At 61.5% G+C, this 15,952-nt stretch carries 11 protein-coding genes and 1 pseudogene; 7 read left to right on the forward strand and 5 right to left on the reverse strand.

Features of this window, described 5'->3' with window-relative positions:
- Positions 1–4: 4 nt before the first annotated feature.
- Positions 5–1,381: an aspartate aminotransferase family protein gene (locus C4J92_RS10175; RefSeq protein ID WP_124362219.1), complete on the reverse strand. Its 1,377-nt coding sequence runs from the start codon at positions 1,379–1,381 to the stop codon at positions 5–7.
- A gap of 212 nt (positions 1,382–1,593) precedes the next feature.
- Between C4J92_RS10175 and C4J92_RS10180 the strand changes: the two genes are divergently transcribed.
- Positions 1,594–2,556 (forward strand): helix-turn-helix domain-containing protein, encoded by a 963-nt coding sequence (locus C4J92_RS10180; protein ID WP_124403726.1) that lies wholly within the window; start codon positions 1,594–1,596, stop codon positions 2,554–2,556.
- A 66-nt stretch (positions 2,557–2,622) separates the two neighbouring features.
- Here the strand turns inward: C4J92_RS10180 and C4J92_RS27430 are convergent, their stop codons facing one another.
- The 3 genes and pseudogenes from C4J92_RS27430 to C4J92_RS10190 form a co-directional block, all read right to left on the reverse strand.
- Entirely contained in the window at positions 2,623–3,378 is a 756-nt protein-coding gene (locus tag C4J92_RS27430) for a methyl-accepting chemotaxis protein (protein WP_370881257.1), read from the reverse strand.
- Positions 3,379–3,480: 102 nt separating this feature from the next.
- Positions 3,481–4,761, reverse strand: a pseudogene (locus C4J92_RS27435) (HAMP domain-containing protein); the annotation flags it as partial.
- Between the two features lie 102 nt (positions 4,762–4,863).
- A complete protein-coding gene (locus tag C4J92_RS10190; RefSeq protein ID WP_124362222.1) occupies positions 4,864–6,354 on the reverse strand; it encodes an MFS transporter in 1,491 nt (496 codons plus the stop codon).
- A 263-nt stretch (positions 6,355–6,617) separates the two neighbouring features.
- On the opposite strand from C4J92_RS10190, the gene C4J92_RS10195 reads away from it, so the two are divergent.
- The 3 genes from C4J92_RS10195 to C4J92_RS10205 all read left to right on the forward strand — a co-directional run bounded on the left by C4J92_RS10195 (position 6,618) and on the right by C4J92_RS10205 (position 11,000).
- Positions 6,618–8,066: an APC family permease gene (locus tag C4J92_RS10195; protein ID WP_124362223.1), complete on the forward strand. Its 1,449-nt coding sequence runs from the start codon at positions 6,618–6,620 to the stop codon at positions 8,064–8,066.
- A gap of 97 nt (positions 8,067–8,163) precedes the next feature.
- On the forward strand, positions 8,164–9,585 hold the full coding sequence (locus C4J92_RS10200) for an aldehyde dehydrogenase family protein (RefSeq protein ID WP_124403728.1): 1,422 nt from the start codon (positions 8,164–8,166) through the stop codon (positions 9,583–9,585).
- 92 nt (positions 9,586–9,677) lie between these two features.
- The gene (locus C4J92_RS10205) at positions 9,678–11,000 is read left to right on the forward strand and encodes a hypothetical protein (RefSeq protein ID WP_177412824.1); all 1,323 of its coding nucleotides are present in this window, start codon (positions 9,678–9,680) and stop codon (positions 10,998–11,000) included.
- A gap of 26 nt (positions 11,001–11,026) precedes the next feature.
- Here C4J92_RS10205 and C4J92_RS10210 read toward each other — a convergent pair whose 3' ends face one another.
- Positions 11,027–11,785 (reverse strand): IclR family transcriptional regulator, encoded by a 759-nt coding sequence (locus C4J92_RS10210; RefSeq protein WP_124362225.1) that lies wholly within the window; start codon positions 11,783–11,785, stop codon positions 11,027–11,029.
- Positions 11,786–12,076: 291 nt separating this feature from the next.
- On the opposite strand from C4J92_RS10210, the gene C4J92_RS10215 reads away from it, so the two are divergent.
- From C4J92_RS10215 to C4J92_RS10225, 3 genes are read left to right on the forward strand one after another with little or no spacing between them, the layout of a single operon-like run.
- On the forward strand, positions 12,077–13,618 hold the full coding sequence (locus C4J92_RS10215; protein ID WP_124362226.1) for an acetolactate synthase large subunit: 1,542 nt from the start codon (positions 12,077–12,079) through the stop codon (positions 13,616–13,618).
- Between the two features lie 11 nt (positions 13,619–13,629).
- Positions 13,630–15,120 carry an aldehyde dehydrogenase family protein gene (locus C4J92_RS10220; RefSeq protein ID WP_124362227.1) on the forward strand — a complete coding sequence of 497 codons (1,491 nt, stop codon included), beginning with the start codon at positions 13,630–13,632 and terminating at the stop codon, positions 15,118–15,120.
- 27 nt (positions 15,121–15,147) lie between these two features.
- Positions 15,148–15,942 (forward strand): SDR family NAD(P)-dependent oxidoreductase, encoded by a 795-nt coding sequence (locus C4J92_RS10225; RefSeq protein ID WP_124362228.1) that lies wholly within the window; start codon positions 15,148–15,150, stop codon positions 15,940–15,942.
- Positions 15,943–15,952: the final 10 nt, after the last annotated feature.

Below are 15,952 nucleotides of genomic sequence, written 5' to 3' on the forward strand. Positions count from 1 at the left end.
CGCCTCATGCCTTGAGGGAAGCCAGCGCATCACCAAAGATGTCCAATGCCTTGAAGAACAGCGAGCGTGTGATCGTCAGCGAGGGCATCACACGCATCACGTTGCTGTAGCGCCCGCAAGGGATCATCAGTACGCCATGGTTCATCAGGTAGCCCATGAGTTGGCCAATCTTGGCGCCCTCGAGCGGTGTCTTGGTGGCGGCGTCTTCCACCAGCTCGATACCGATCATCAAACCGCGGCCGCGGACTTCGCCAACGAACGGGCTGTTGAACCCACGGATACGTTCCTGCGCTTCCAGCCCCAGGGTGTGGGCGCGATCGAGCAGACCGAGTTCCGGGTCCTGCAAGATACTGATATTGGTCAACGCCACGGCCGCAGACAACGAGTTGGCGGCGAAGGTATTAGGCATCGAGCCGTCGGGAATCTGGGCGGCGAGGTCCGAACGCATGATCAACCCGGCCATTGGCAAGTCGCTGCCAATGCCCTTGCCGAAGGTCAGCATGTCGGGTTTCACACCGGAGTGTTCGACCGCCCACATCTTGCCGGTGCGGCCCGCACCGGACTGTACTTCGTCAACGATCAGCAACGCGCCGGCGCGGTCGCAGGCCTTGCGCAACAGTTGCAGGAACTCGGGGGAGGGCGGCACGTAGCCGCCTTCGCCCTGCACCGGTTCCACAATCACCGCGGCCACGTCATCGGCGGCGGTGTAAGGACTGTTCAGCAGGTAGTCCACATAGTCGCCAGCAATTTGCTCGGCACTTTTTTGCCTGGTGTCGAAGGGAAAGCGGTAGGCGTATGGGTAGGGCGCGTGAATCACGCCGCCCATCATCGGGCCGTAGCCCTTGCGGTAGGCTGTGCCGGTGGTCAGGGCGCCGGAGGCGTTCCACACGCCGTGGTAGCCGCCGTGGAAGGCGAGGATCTGGTGGCGCCCGGTAATGCGTTTGGCGAACTTGATCGCAGCTTCCAGCGCATCGCTGCCGCTTTGCGTGAAGAACGTGATGCAGTCGCCGCGCAGGCCGTCGGGCGCGATCTCGGACATCTTGGCGGCCAGTTCGGTGCGGCGGGTGCTGTTGATTTCCAGGGCATGCATCAGCACTTCGGACTGTTCGCGGATGGCTTGCACGACTTTCGGGTGGCAACGACCGACGCTGCTGACGCCTACGCCCGCAGACAGGTCGATGAAGGTGTTGCCGTCGGGATCCTTGAAGGTCGCGCCGAACGCGCGGTCCATGGCGATAGGCATGCGGCCGCCGCCACGCGCCATTGATTCGGTGCTCGCCGACAACGCCAGGGCCTCGCGGGTCAGGGGGCCGGGCAGGGTGCTGGAAATAATTCGCGGGGCATCCGCGAAGTGCAGGGATTCTAGTTTGGACTCGATCATGACGCACTCTCTGGGGTAGCGGTTTCAGTGTGTGGATCATTCTCATGGAGTGTCCTTGACCGTTAGCCCGAATCGGCAAATAGATGAATCGGCCGTCCGCAGTTTTCGACAAAGGGGATTTGAGAAGAAATTTCGCGGGATTTGAACTTTGTGCGAATATCGCAAAGGAATGCGAACTAAAAACAAAAATTGGCAGAGGCTTTTCGCACATCATGAGAAACCACCACATAAGCCATTTTCGTGATATCCATGCCCATGCGGCCACCGTTCAGGAGTGGAACCAGGATTACAGCCAGTTAACCGCCGGTCTGGCCGAAAGTTCGCTGATGCAGCTGACCACTGCGCGTTGCCACGTTTTCCGCGAGCAGATCAACCAGCGGGTGGTGCAGCGCGGTGTGGCGCCGCGCGGCAAGATGTGCTTCGCCGTGCCGATCAGCGTGCCGGGTTCGACGCGCATGCAGGGGCGCGAAGTGGATGACAGCAGCCTGTTCTTTCTGCAGGGGGGCGAGGAGTTCATGTTCCATATGCCGATGGGCATGGAGCTGCTGTCCATCACTTTCGAACGCGATTGGTTCGAACAGGCGCTGGCGCAGACGGCGTCGGCCAGTGAGATCACTCGGTTGCTGCGCCAGCCAGTGATCCGAGTGTCCGCCCAGCGCTTCACCCAGGCTCGGCTTCGATTGCTCGCGATGCTTTCCCTGGCTGAGATCGATGACGAACTCGACAGCGTGCGCGAGCAGGGGCTGGAACGGGCCTTGCTCGGTGAGTTGTTGCAATTGCTTACCGACCCGGCCTGTGACAAGCAGCAACGCAGTCCGAGTTCCACGCGCAGCTTCATTGTCGAGAAATGCCACCGGCTGACGACTGCCGAAATGATCAACGTGCCCAGCGTTAACGAGTTGTGCCAACGCCTGCAGGTAAGTCGGCGCACCGTGCAAAACAGTTTCCGCTCGGTAGCCGAGACCACGCCGCTGAACTACTTGCGCTCGGTCCGGCTCAACGGTGTGCGCCGCACCCTGATGTGTACCCTCGCGTCCCACCTTTCGATTGGTGATGTCGCCGCTCAATGGGGTTTCTACCACCTCAGCCATTTTGCCGAAGAGTACCAGACGCTGTTTGCAGAGTTGCCGTCCCACACTCCTCGCGCTGCCATCCCCGTCTGCGCGCGCGCCTGAACACCAGCGCGGCGGTGGAGCTGAGCGTACGCCTGGCCGCGCAGTGCGGTCGATGCCCGCTACGTTCTAGGCGCGGAACTGGTCCATCAGTTTCATTTGCTGGTTGGCCCGTTCGTTGAGCTGACTGCTGATCTGCGCCGACTCGGCGGCCTGTTCAGTCAGTGTCTCGGTCACGCCGCGGATGGTCGAGACGTTGCGATTGACCTCCTCGGCCACCGCGCTCTGCTCTTCCGCCGCGCTTGCAATCTGCAGGCTCATGTCATTGATGACCGTAACCGCGTTGCTGATTTTACCGAGCGCCTCCACGGCCTGATGGATCTGGCTGGCGTTGCTCTGGGCTTGAGTCTGGCTTGAGTGCATGGTTGCCACTACGCCACGCGTACTGGTCTGGATACGCTCAATCACCAAACGGATTTCCTCTACCGAATCCTGAGTTCGCTTGGCAAGGTTGCGTACTTCGTCGGCAACCACCGCAAAACCCCGGCCGCTTTCCCCGGCCCGTGCGGCCTCGATCGCGGCGTTGAGGGCGAGCAGATTGGTCTGTTCGGCGATGCTACGGATCACTTCCAGCACCGAGCCGATCTGTTCGCTGTTGATCGCCAGAGCTTCGACTTCAGTTACGGCCTTGCTGACATCACTGGCCAGCGCGTTGATGTCACGGGTGCTTCGCTCAATGATGGTTATGCCTTCTTTGGACGCCTGGTCTGCGCCCCGGGCCGCCAGGGCTGCGTTTGACGCGCTGTTGGCGACTTCGTGCGCAGTAGCGCTCATTTCGTGGGAAGCGGTTGCCAATTGATCAATCTCGCGAAATTGTACCTGCATCCCTTCGCTGGTCTGGCGCGCGATTTCCGAAGACTGGTCGGCGGTGCCGCGCGCTGCGGTGATGCTCTGCTTGAGCTGCGCGATGGTGGGTTGCAGTTTGTCGAGAAACCGGTTGAACCAGTTCACCAGTTCGCCCAGTTCATCTTTCTTGCGGTAATCCAACCGCTGGGTCAGGTCGCCGTCGCCGCTGGCAATCGCCTTGAGCATTCGAGCGACACTGTTGATGGGGCGTGTCACACCGGAGGCGGTGAACCAGATTAGTAGCAGGCCCAACAACCCTGCGCCGATGGCGACCAGCAGCGACTCCAGTATGTCGCGGGTTTGCGTCTGGTCAAGCAAGGCCTGAAGCTTCATTGAGTCCGCCAGCAGGACGCCCTTCGGCAGGTCGATAGCCACTCCCCACGCCGCCGCTTCGGGCATTGGCGCAACGGGGTAGACAGCGCGAATCAGGTCATCACGTGCCAGCACTACCGGCTTTTGTTGTTTCAATGCGGTGAGCACTGCTTTGCCATCCTCTGCCAAAGGAACGCTGATGTTTTTTCCGATCTGACTCGCGTCCGCGCTGTAAGCGGCAAGTACACCACTGTCGGAAACAATCAGCATGCGCCCTGAACCGTTGAACAGCGTACGCTGAGCATCGCTGGCGGCAGCTTGCAGAGCGCCGAGCGCGAGATCGACCCCAAGGGTGCCGACGACCTTGCCATCGGCGATCAGGGGCATCGACAGCGTGGTCATCAGTTGAACCTGTCCGGCCTGGGTGTCGGCATAAGGGGCCATCAGGCAAGTGCTTCGGGTATCTCGTGGGCAGGTGTACCAACTGTTATAAGGCGTGCCGCTGATGCTCAGTTCGGTTTTCTGCAAGTCGCTTTCAGGGATCAGGATATTCATCGCTTCGCCTGCGCCGCGATTCCAGGCGCTGGCAAACCGTCCATCTTCGTTGGAGGCGCGTGCGGCGTCGTTGGCGAACTCACGGTCTTTTCCATCCAGCGCATCAGGTTCGTAAACCAGCCAAAGCCCTAGAACCTGCGGATTGCGTTCGAACGTCGTCTTGAGCGCCAGGTTAAGTTCCTCACGCAATGTAGCGGCCGCCAACCCCCGCTGGGCGGCCATGGTGCGTAAGTTGGCCGCCTGGTCGGAAAAAGCGCTGATGATCTGCAGGCTATTGCCGAAGACTCTTTGCAGGTTCGTTGCCTGCTCCGCGGCCCTGGCCAGCAGCAGGGTTTCGCCGCTTTCGGTCAGCATCCTGCTGCTCGAGGTGCTGATCAACCGGTTGTTCTGGTTACCCTGATAGAGGTTCATGCCGACGATCAGGCCGATCACGCCAAGCAGGCACAAACCGGACAAGAGGACGATTTTCAAGCGGATGGAAAGGGCGTCGAGCATTTGGCTATCTCACAGGTGAACAGCGTGTTGATCGATCATCGGTTGGTTTGGGACCACCGACTTTTTATTGGATGTGTCACTACATCGGCTGCTGTCACCTATTCATGACAACAGTTTACGTGGCCTGACCAGCAGCGCTGCCATTAGCAACAATGCCGCACAGGCCGCCAGCACGGCGACGAAACCTGCGTCGAACGCCGCACGGGCTAACTCGGTCAGCATCGTGACGTGTTCGGGCGAAGACGTCGCGGCAACCACCAGCGCATCGTCGAGGCTCTCGAAGATCATGGGATTCAGGGCCAGCCATGGCGCAATCGTCTGGCTCGCCGAGTACGTGTAGATTGCCGATAACAGGCTGCCCGCCAGCGTCACGCCCGCGGCGCCGCCCAGTTCAAAGGATACTTCCTCAAGGGAGGCGGCCATGCCGGCTTTGTCGGCGGGCACGCTGAGCATGATCGTGCTGGACGCTGCGGTCAGCGCTGCGCCCATCGTAAAGCCCAGCAGCGCAAGGCTGACGATCTGCACTGGCGCTGCGGCGTTGTGCGCCAGCAAATAGGTGAGCATCGCAGCGGCTGAGAGCAGCAGCGTCCAGAACAGCATACGCTGCTCTCCCAGGCGCGGCAGGTAATGCCCGGCAAGCGGTCCGGCGACGAACGAACCCAGCGGCAGCGGCAGGATGAACAGCGCCGCCTCCAGCGGCGACAGGCCCAGCACCAGTTGCAGGCGCTGGCTGAATACCAGTTCCATGCCGATCAAGGCGGCGGCTGATACCACTGCTGAAATCACTGCATTTCTGAAGCCTGACGCGCGGAACAGCGTCAGATCAAGCATCGGCTGATCGGCACGCCGCTGACGTCGAATGAAAAGCGTCAGAAATAACGTGCCCAAGACGAGCGCAATCAGCATGGCTTCGAAGGAGGGGTGCCGTTTACCCAGTTCCTTGACCGCATAAGCTACGCTGATCAAGCCGATCATGACCTGCAGCGAACCCAGCCAGTCCCAGCGTCTTTGCGCATTCCCCGGGTGATCGGGAATCACTGTCGCTGCGAGCAGCAGAGCCAGCAGCACAATCGGTACATTGATGAGAAACACCGAGCCCCACCAGAAATGCTCCAGCAAAAGCCCACCCACTACGGGGCCGAATGCGGCGCCCCCGGAGGCTACTGAGGCCCAGATACCGAACGCCATGGCTTGCTCGCGCGGGTCGGTAAACGTCAAACGCACCAGCGCCAACGTAGCGGGCATCATCATCGCTGCGCCGACCGCGAGGAAACCACGGGCGCCGATCAATACGCTGGCCGACGGCGAGAATGCAGCGATCAGCGAGAACAGGCCGAAAACGCCCAGGCCACCGATAAACAGGCGTTTGTGCCCAAGGCGGTCCCCGAGGGTGCCCATGCCCAACAACAGTCCGGCGGCGACCAGCGCGTAGATATTAATGATCCAGAGCTTTTGTGACGCCGTGGCCCCTAGCTCTCGTGTCAGTGTGGGCAAGGCGGTATACAGCACCGTCATGTCAATGACGATAAGCAGTAATGCGCTGGAGATTATGGCCAGTATCAGCCAGCGGCGCTTGGAGTCAGTAAAGGGCATGGCTGGCATCCAGAATAGGGGGCTGGACCTAGCATGCCTGAATGCAGAGGGGCTCCGTTATCCCAAATCGGTCCTGAAGGCCGGTATCTGTCGGTCTGATGTGACACCGGCGATGTTACCGATTTGGGATAGCGGGTTGTTCGTGGGGGGGCATAGCATCGAATACAGCGTGCAATCCCAAAAACAAAAGCGCTACCTGGTACCGATAGCGCCTTGATCGGACCTACACCACAGCGACTGCCTCATACAATAAGGTTAAGAACATGAGTCTATCTATCCCGGTCAACAGCTCCACGGAGCTCAAGCGTGGCGCCTTGGGTGTCGGCTTTATCATCTTCTTCGTGATTTCGGCGGCGAGTCCGCTCAGCGTCATCGCAGGAGGATTCCCGATTGGCATCATGCTGGGCAATGGTGCCGGTACCCCGGCGTTGTTGTTGCTCGCCTTGCTGGTGCTGGTGGCGTTCTCGGTCGGCTACACCACCATGGCTCGCCACGTCACCAACGCCGGTGGTTTCTACGCCTTTACCTCGCGTGGCTTGGGTGGCCTGGCCGGAGGGGCGGCGGGTGTGCTGGCGATGTTTGCCTATAACATCCTGCAAGTTGGCCTCTATGGCATGTTCGGTGGTGTGGTCAGTGGCACCATGGAGAGCGTGTACGGCTTGGTGTTGCCCTGGTGGTCCTACTCGCTGATGGCGATGGTCAGCATCGCGATCCTCGGCTATCGCAAGATCGATCTGTCGGCCCGCGTATTGTCGGTGGTGGTGATTGCCGAATACCTGGCGATCCTGACCCTGGATGTCGCGATTCTCAAGACCGGCGGCGACAGCGGTGTCAATCTCGACTCCTTCACCAGCCGGCACGTGTTCAGCGGTACTCCGTCGATCGGCCTGCTGTTCTGCTTCGCGGCCTTTATCGGCTTCGAGGCCACTACGATTTACGGCGAAGAAGCGAAAAACCCACACCGCACCATTCCGATTGCCACCTACAGCTCCGTGCTGCTGATCGGCGGGTTCTACGCGCTGTCAGTCTGGTCGATGGTGGTGGGCGTAGGATCGGATAAAATCGTGCCGATGCTGCAAGCCTTGCAGGACCCGACCACCTTCATCTACGGCATGTCGGACCACTTTGTCGGCCCCTATCTGACGCAAATTATCCGCGTGCTGTTCATGGTCAGCATCTACGCCGGGCTGCTGGCGTTTCATAACGCCGCGGCACGCTATTTCTACGCCATCGGCCGGGACGGTCTGCTGCACAGTTTGCTGGGTACCACCCACCGTGTGCACCAAAGCCCGCATATGGGTTCGGCGTTGCAAAGTCTGATCGCCGCAGTCGTGGTGCTGATCTTCGCCGCCATGGATGCGGATCCGATCCTGCAACTGTTCGCCTGGTTCTCCAACCTCGCCACGCTGTGCGTCATTTTGCTCATGGCGATGACTTCGATCTCGGTGTGTGTGTATTTCCACCGGCATCCCGAACTCAACGTCGGCATCTGGCGGGGGCGTATTCTGCCGATTTTCTCCTGCCTGGCCTTGCTGATGGTGCTGGTGCTGGCGGTGGTGCATTTCGATGTGCTTACCGGCGCGAGCCAGCTCTTGTCCTACGCCTTATGCGCAGTCATTCCAGCGGCGCTGCTGGGCGGGGTTTTTCTCGCCGCGCGACTGCGCAAGGTATCGCCGCAGCGTTTTCTGGCGCTGGGCAGCCACAAACTCTGAGGCATTGAGCGATACCGTCTCACTGCACCTTGCACACTATAGACTGTTCGCTTGCCGGTGTCCGGCAAGGCTCGCCAGCGTTAAAGGAAGATGACACATGCACCACTACAAGATGCTTATCAATGGGGTTCAGGTTGCCGGTGAAAACGGACAGTTCGAGGTGATCAATCCGGCCACCGGCGCCGCATTTGCCCAATGCCCGGCCGGCTCGCTGGCTCAACTGGACGATGCGGTGGCCGCCGCCCAGGCGGCTTTCAAGGAATGGCGTCATGTTTCGCATGCTCAGCGCTGCGAGCGTCTGTTGGCGATTGCCGAGGATATCGAGCAGGGCGCCGATGAGTTGGCCCGGTTGATCGTGCGCGAACAAGGTAAGCCGCTGGAGCTGGCATTTTCCGAAGTCATGGGCGCCGCCGCCTGGACCCGCTATGCCGCCGAACAGCAGATTGGCGTGGAACTGGTGGAAGAAACCCCGACCCAGCGCATTGAGCTGCACCGCAAACCCTTGGGTGTGGTGGCTTCCATCACTCCGTGGAACTGGCCGTTCATGATCGCCGTGTGGCACATCATGCCGGCACTGCGCGCCGGCAACTGCGTGATCAGCAAACCGTCGAGCCTGACGCCGCTGAGCACCCTGCGCCTGGTGGAAATCATTGCGCGGCATGTGCCCAACGGTGTGATCAACTGCGTGACCGGCGAGCAGGGGTTCGGCAGTGCGATCACCTCGCACCCGGGGATCCAGAAAATTGTCTTCACCGGTTCCACCGCCACCGGCCAGAGCGTAATGCGCGGCGCGGCCACCAATCTCAAGCGCCTGACCCTTGAACTGGGCGGCAACGACGCCGCGATCGTATTGCCCAGCACCCCGGTGGAGGAGGTGGCCGAGGAGATTTTTCAGGCCGCCTTCCTCAACATGGGCCAGACCTGCGCTGCGCTCAAGCGTTTGTACATTCACGAATCCCAGTACCAGGCCTTTGCCGATGCGCTCACGCTAATTGCTGAACGCCAGGTGGTGGGTGATGGCTTGGAGCCCGGCGTCAACTTTGGGCCGGTGCAGAACCTCGATCAATTGCAACTGGTTGAAGCCTTGGTCGCCGATGCACGGGCCCAGGGCGCACGGGTGTTGTGCGGCGGCGCACGTCTGGACCGTCCTGGGTTCTTTTATCCGCCTACGTTGGTCGCGGATGTGACCGACGGCCAGCGTCTGGTGGACGAGGAGCAATTCGGACCAGTGCTGCCGCTGATCGCTTACAGCGACGTCGAGGATGTGCTGCGCCGTGCCAACGCCGGTGACATGGGCCTGGGCGGCTCGGTATGGGGACCGGAAGTCGAACAGGCCCAGGCCTTGGCCAGTCGCTTGGAAAGCGGCGTGGCCTGGGTCAACTGCCACGCCCGGATCCAACCGAACACGCCGTTCGGCGGCAGCAAGATGTCCGGCTTCGGCGTCGAGTTCGGCCTTGAAGGTCTGTTGGAGTTCACCGGCCAGCAGTTGCTGTTCGTCAATAAGCGCGCGGGCGAGTAACGCCTCGGCGAACCTGGCGCAGCGCGGCTGCGCCCCTGTTATGCCAATTACCTGAGACAGCCTTTAAAGGCGCACTTCAAGGAGCTTCGATCATGCGGTATCCCTCCACTTCATTTCTCAACGGTACATTGGCCTGTACCCTGACGCTCTGCGCCATCAGCCAGGCCCAGGCCTACGAGCTGTACAGCGATGAGAGCCGCCATTTCAACGCAGACATGACCGCCGTATTCGGTATGTTCAACAGCCGCAAGAACTATGACGGCACGTCGGGTGGCTCAACCTGGCGCGAAGGCTTTATCAAATACGGCTTGAGCGGCGACCAGTCCCTGGCGGGCAACGGCACCGCCTATGGTGCGTTCGCCCTGCTCAGCTCCGCCACTTGGGGCGACGGCGACCCGGCCGGCAACACTCTGGGCACCGAACGCACCACCAAAATCGAAGACGCTTACCTAGGGTGGCGCTCCGGCGATCTGTTCCCGGCATTGGGCCAGGACGGTGTGGATATTTCCGGTGGGCGCCAAGTGGTCAAGCTCGGCAGTGGCTTCCTGATCAACGACGACGGGCCGAACCTGGGCAAGGGCCCGGCCGATGGCAAGCTGAACCGGGGCGGTGCTTACTACCTGGCGGCGCGCCATGCTTTCGATCAGACCGCGTTCCTGCGCTTGGGCGGCAAGGATGGCCTGCATGGCAGCCTGTTGTGGCTCAAGTCCGACAACCGCGCCCAGGCTGAAACCGAAGTGGCCGCCGGTACGCTCGATTACACCACCAAGCCCGGCACCCTGGGGTTGACCTGGGTGCGTGGCATTGATGTGAATGATCGCTGGGCGAGTGATTTTCAGCGCCAGCGCAAGGGTATGAATATCTATAGCGTGCGCGGCGAAGGCGATGCGGGCCTGCCGAACGTCAGCCTGGCATTCGAATACGCCTGGCAGGACAAAGACAGCGGACCGGAAAAAGCCTGGTACGGCGAAGCCGGTTATACCTTTGCCGATGTGGCCTGGGCACCGAAGGTTACCTATCGTTATGCCCGCTATTCACAAAAATGGGATTCGCTGTTTACAGGTCTGAGCTCCGGCTACGGCACCTGGCTGCAAGGCGAAGTCGCCGGCAACTATGCCGGGCCGTTCAACAGCAACACGCGCATCCAGCATGTGGGTCTCAAAGCCACGCCGCTGGAAAACCTGACCCTGGGTGCGTTGTACTTCGACTTCGACACGCTGCGCAAAAGCGATGCGCTGAATCTCAGTGCGCGGGAGCTGGACCTGTACGCCGAGTGGGCCGTCAACCCACACTTGATCATCACGCCGCTGATCGGTCTCTACAAGCCAAAACAGGACTCCACTACGGGCGGAAACCAGGCTGTCGGCAATGGCACCAACCTATACAGCCAGGTGACCGTCGCCGTACCGTTCTGATCCACCCTGGCTGTCGCGCCTCAACTTCAGGGCGCGGCGGCGCCCGGCTGATTGCGCATGTTCTCGGCAATCCGTCGCGTGGTGTCCATCACCATCTCGATCACGGTTTCCTGGCGCAGCAGCCTGAAGCTTTGAGTACTGCCGACGGCGGATAAGCTGCCCACCACTTCGTCCATATCCGGCTGGATGATCGGCGCCGCGATGCCGGTCAGGCCCAGGTTGAGTTCATCGTGGGTCAGGCAATAGCCGTCCTTGCGAATCTTCTTCGTGGCCTTTGCAAAGCTTGCCCAGTCATAGGCACTTTCCGGGTCGCCGGCCATATGTTCTTCGAACAGGCGTTGCAAGCGCCGACCTTTCTGATAGGCGATTAACACCTTGGATTGCGCACCGCGAAAAAACGGCAGCGGGTGCCCGCGCCCGAAGGAGAAGTGGTAAGTGTCAGTCGGTTCGGCGATGTAGGTGTTGATGATGCGCCCGTCATAGAAAACGCTGGCGAACACCGCAAGGCCGGTCTGCGTCGACAGTTCATGCATCAGTTCGCGCCCGGCGAGAAGGATGGGGTCGTACTGGCGCATCATCCAGTCCAGCTCGATCACGCGGGGCCCCAGGCCGTAACTGCCGGCGTCCACGCGCGTCAGCAGCCCGGCGTCACACAGGTCCTTGACGTAGCGATACGCCGTGGCGCGCGACAGGCTCATGCGCTCGGCGATGGTGTCCGGGTCGATCTTCAACGTCTGTGGACCGAACAGGTCCAGGACACTCAACAACTTACTCAGACTGCTCATTTCGTTCCTAGAGAAGGGGAGGCGTGCGGGTAAGCACTATAGGCGAAAACGCCCCAGATCCAATGTGGAGCGGGGCTTGCTCGCGAAAACGGTACTTCAGTGACGGCTGTGTGGACTGACATGCCGCTTTCGCGAGCAAGCCCGCCCCCACACGTCATCACTCTATATTGAGAACGTATTAATTGCATATAATCTCAAAATAAGAGATTTAACTTAAATTAAATCTTGTTATGAGTGTCTTTATATGTGATAAATCTCATCAAAGAAAACGCTCAAGTGAGAGGGCTGACAATGAATGGCGCACAACTAATAGTGAATGCGGCAGCGGCAAGTGGTATCGAATACTGCTTCGCCAACCCGGGAACCACCGAGATTCCGCTGGTGGCCGCCATGGCCAGTGCACCCGCCCTCAAGCCGGTGTTGTCGTTGTTCGAAGGGGTGTGCACCGGCGCGGCGGACGGTTACGGTCGTATCGCCGGCAAACCGGCAATGACCCTGACGCACCTGGGCCCGGGCTTTGCCAACGGCATCGCCAACCTGCACAACGCACGGCGCGCCAACACGCCCATCGTCAATGTGATCGGCGACCACGCGTCATGGCACGTCAATTACGACCCGCCTTTGGCCAGCGACATCCAGGCCCTGGCCGGTACTGTTTCCGGTTGGGTACGCACCTCGCGCACCGCGTCCGGTGTGGGCGAGGACTTGCAGGAAGCCATGCGCGCCGCCTGGCAAGCCAAAGGCCAGATCGCCAGCTTGATCCTGCCCATGGACCTGCAATCCAATACGGCGACCCACAATGGGCAGTTCAGCCCGCTACGTGCGCCGGTCCGGCGCTTTGCCGGCGACCGTATCGAAGCCGTGGCCCAGGCGCTGCGCGATGGCCAGCGCCTGGTCTTCATCGTCGGTGACCAAGGCTTGTCAGTGGCCGGCCTGGAAGCGGCGGGGCGCCTGGCGCAACTGCCCGGCGTGCGGATGTTTGCCGAGACTTTCCCGCGCCTGAGCTACCGCGGCGGCGGCTTGCCCGACCTGGATCGCTTGCCGTATTTCCCGGAAGTGGCAATTGAGATCCTCGAGCAATACGACAAGGTTGTGTGCGCCGGTGTCGTGGAGCCCATCAGTTATTTCGGCTACGAAGGTATTCCGTCACGGTTGGCTGAGCGTGAGCGTCTGCTGTCGCTGGCCGAAGTGGGCGACGATGTGGCCGGGGCGCTGACCGCGCTGGCCGATGCGCTGGATGCGCCGGCCTATGTACCGACGCCGCAGGACATCCAGCTGCCGCCGGGCGAGGCGGCTTTGAGCCCGCAGTCGGTGGGGCAAGTGTTGGCCGCCGCGCTGCCGGACGACTGCATTGTCTCGGTGGAGGGCGGCACCTGCGGCTATCCGTTTTTCACCGCTTCTGCCCGTGCCGCGCGGCACCGTGTATTGACCAATACCGGTGGCGCCATCGGCCAGGGCATTCCGGTGGGTTTTGGCGCCGCACTGGCCGAGCCTGGCAACCGGGTGTTTTGCCTGCAATCGGACGGCAGCGCCCAGTACACCATTCAGACCCTGTGGAGCATCGCCCGCGAGCAATTGCCGGTGGTGATCCTGATTGCCGCCAACCACCGCTACGCGATCCTGCAGAACGAACTGCGCCGTTTCGGCATGACCGAGCTCGACCCGCAGGCGCTAAAGCTGACCGTACTCGACAGTCCGCGTATCGATTGGAAGGCCCTGGCCAAAGGGTATGGCGTGCCGTCCTGCACCGTACACACCAACGCCGAATTGCAACGGGCGCTGGCCAACGCCGCCGCCAATGCCGGGCCTTGCCTGATCGAAATGGCGCTGTGAAGGAGTCGACCATGAACCTGCTCCAATTATTGCCTGCCGTCCAGGCGTTCCTGGACCAGCCCGGCCGCCTGTTTATCGGCGGTACCTGGCAGGACGCCGCCGGCGGTCGTCGCTTTGCCGTGGAAAATCCGGCCACTGAACAGACCCTGACTGAAGTCGCCCAGGGCGATGAGCGCGATGTGAATGCGGCCGTGGCAGCTGCCCGCGCAGCCTTCACCGGCGCCTGGGCCTTGCAGTCACCGGCGCAGCGCGGTTTGTTGCTGTTTCGCCTCGCCGATCTGTTGGACCAGCACCGCGAGGAGCTGGCGCAACTGATCACCCTGGAGAACGGCAAGCCGATCGCCAATGCGCGCGGTGAAGCGGCCAGCGCGGCGAACATCATTCGCTACTTCGCCGGCTGGCCCACCAAGATCGAAGGCAGCACGCTGCCCGTCTCGCCGGCCAGCGGCGCGCCGATGCTCAACTACACCCTGCGCGAGCCGGTGGGCGTGTGTGCGCTGATCGTGCCGTGGAACTTCCCGTTGACCATGTGCGTGTGGAAGCTCGGTCCGGCGCTGGCCACCGGTTGCGTGGCGGTGCTCAAGCCCGCCGAGCAGACGCCGCTGGTGGCGATTCGTCTGGTGCAACTGATTGAAGCGGCAGGCTTCCCGGCGGGCGTGGTCAACCTGATCACCGGCCTGGGCGTCGACACCGGCGCGCCACTGGCGCAGCACCCGGACGTCGACAAGATCGCCTTCACCGGCTCGACCCAGGTCGGTCGGCTGATCGCCCAGGCCGCCACCGGCAACATGAAAAAGGTGTCCCTGGAGCTGGGCGGCAAATCGCCGAACATCATCTTGCCCGACGCCGACATCGTGCGCGCCGCCAAGGGCGCCGCCGATGGGATTTTCTACAACCAGGGCCAGGTGTGCACGGCCGGTTCACGCCTGTATGTGCATGCCAGTGTGCTTGATCAGGTGCTCGAAGAACTGCAGCGTCATGCCGCCGCCCACGTACTCGGCGATGGCCTGGACCCGGCCAGCAGCATGGGCCCGCTGGTGTCCGCGCGGCAATTGAACACCGTCAAGGGTTACCTCCAGCGGGGCCAGGAAGAGGGCGCCGAACTGATCTGCGGCGGCGGCCGTCCCGAACACCTGGAGCGTGGTCACTTCATTGCTCCGAGCGTGTTTTTGGACCGCGCCGAGCGCGCCTGCGTGGCCCGCGAAGAAATCTTCGGCCCGGTGCTGACCGTGATGGCCTGGACCGAAATCGACGAACTGGTGCTGCGCGCCAACGACTCGCCCTATGGCCTTGCCGCCGGCCTGTGGACCCGCGACCTGCGCTCGGCGCACCGCGTGGCCGCGCAGCTCAAGGCCGGCTCGGTATGGATCAATTGTTGGAACGTGGTCGATCCGGCCTCGCCGTTCGGCGGCTACAAGCAATCCGGCTGGGGCCGGGAAATGGGCAAGAACGTGATCGACGCCTACACCGAGACCAAAAGCGTCTTCGTCGATCTCGCCTGAATCGAACAATCACAAGAGGAAATGGCAATGGATCTGGAATTGAAAGGCCGTGTGGCAATTGTGACCGGCGGCGGCATGGGCATCGGCAAGGAAGTCGCACGTTTTCTGTCCGAGGAAGGTTGCAAGGTGGTGATCTGCGCGCGGCGCATGGCGTTCCTGCAACTGGCTGCCGAAGAGATCACGGCACAGACCGGTAATGAAGTGCTGCCGCTGTTCTGTGACACCAATGACATGAAGGCCGTGTCGGAGATGGTCGATGCGGCGTACAAGCATTTCGGCCGCATCGACATCCTCGTCAACGGTGCTGCCGCGCCGTCTGGTGTGGTACGCAATGACATCGAGCACGCCGGCGACGAGGAGTTGCTGTCGGACCTCAACACCAAGGTGATCGGCTACTTCCGTTGCGCCAAGGCCGTGACCCCGCACATGAAGGCTGCCGGCTTCGGTCGCATCATCAACATCGGCGGGCTCACCGGGCGCAGCAGCAAAGTGCTCTCGGGCATGCGCAACCTGGCGATTGCCCACATGACCAAAACCCTGTCCGACCAGCTCGGTCCGTCGGGCATCACGGTCAACCTGATTCACCCCGGCGTGGTGGATACCCCGCATATCCAGGAGCTGTACGAGCGCGAAGCGGTCAAGCAAGGCAAGACCGCGGAACAGGTTGAACAGGCCTACATCGACGCGACGCCGATTCGCCGCACCCTGGCACCGATCGAAATGGGCTGGCTGATCGGCTTCCTGGCGTCGCCGAAGGCTGGCGCGGTAACCGGTGAGTCCATCGGCATCGACGGTGGTTTGACCCGTGGCATCTATATCTGAGGAGTATCAG

This window comes from Pseudomonas sp. R3-18-08 (assembly GCF_003852065.1).
Classification (GTDB): Bacteria; Pseudomonadota; Gammaproteobacteria; order Pseudomonadales; family Pseudomonadaceae; genus Aquipseudomonas.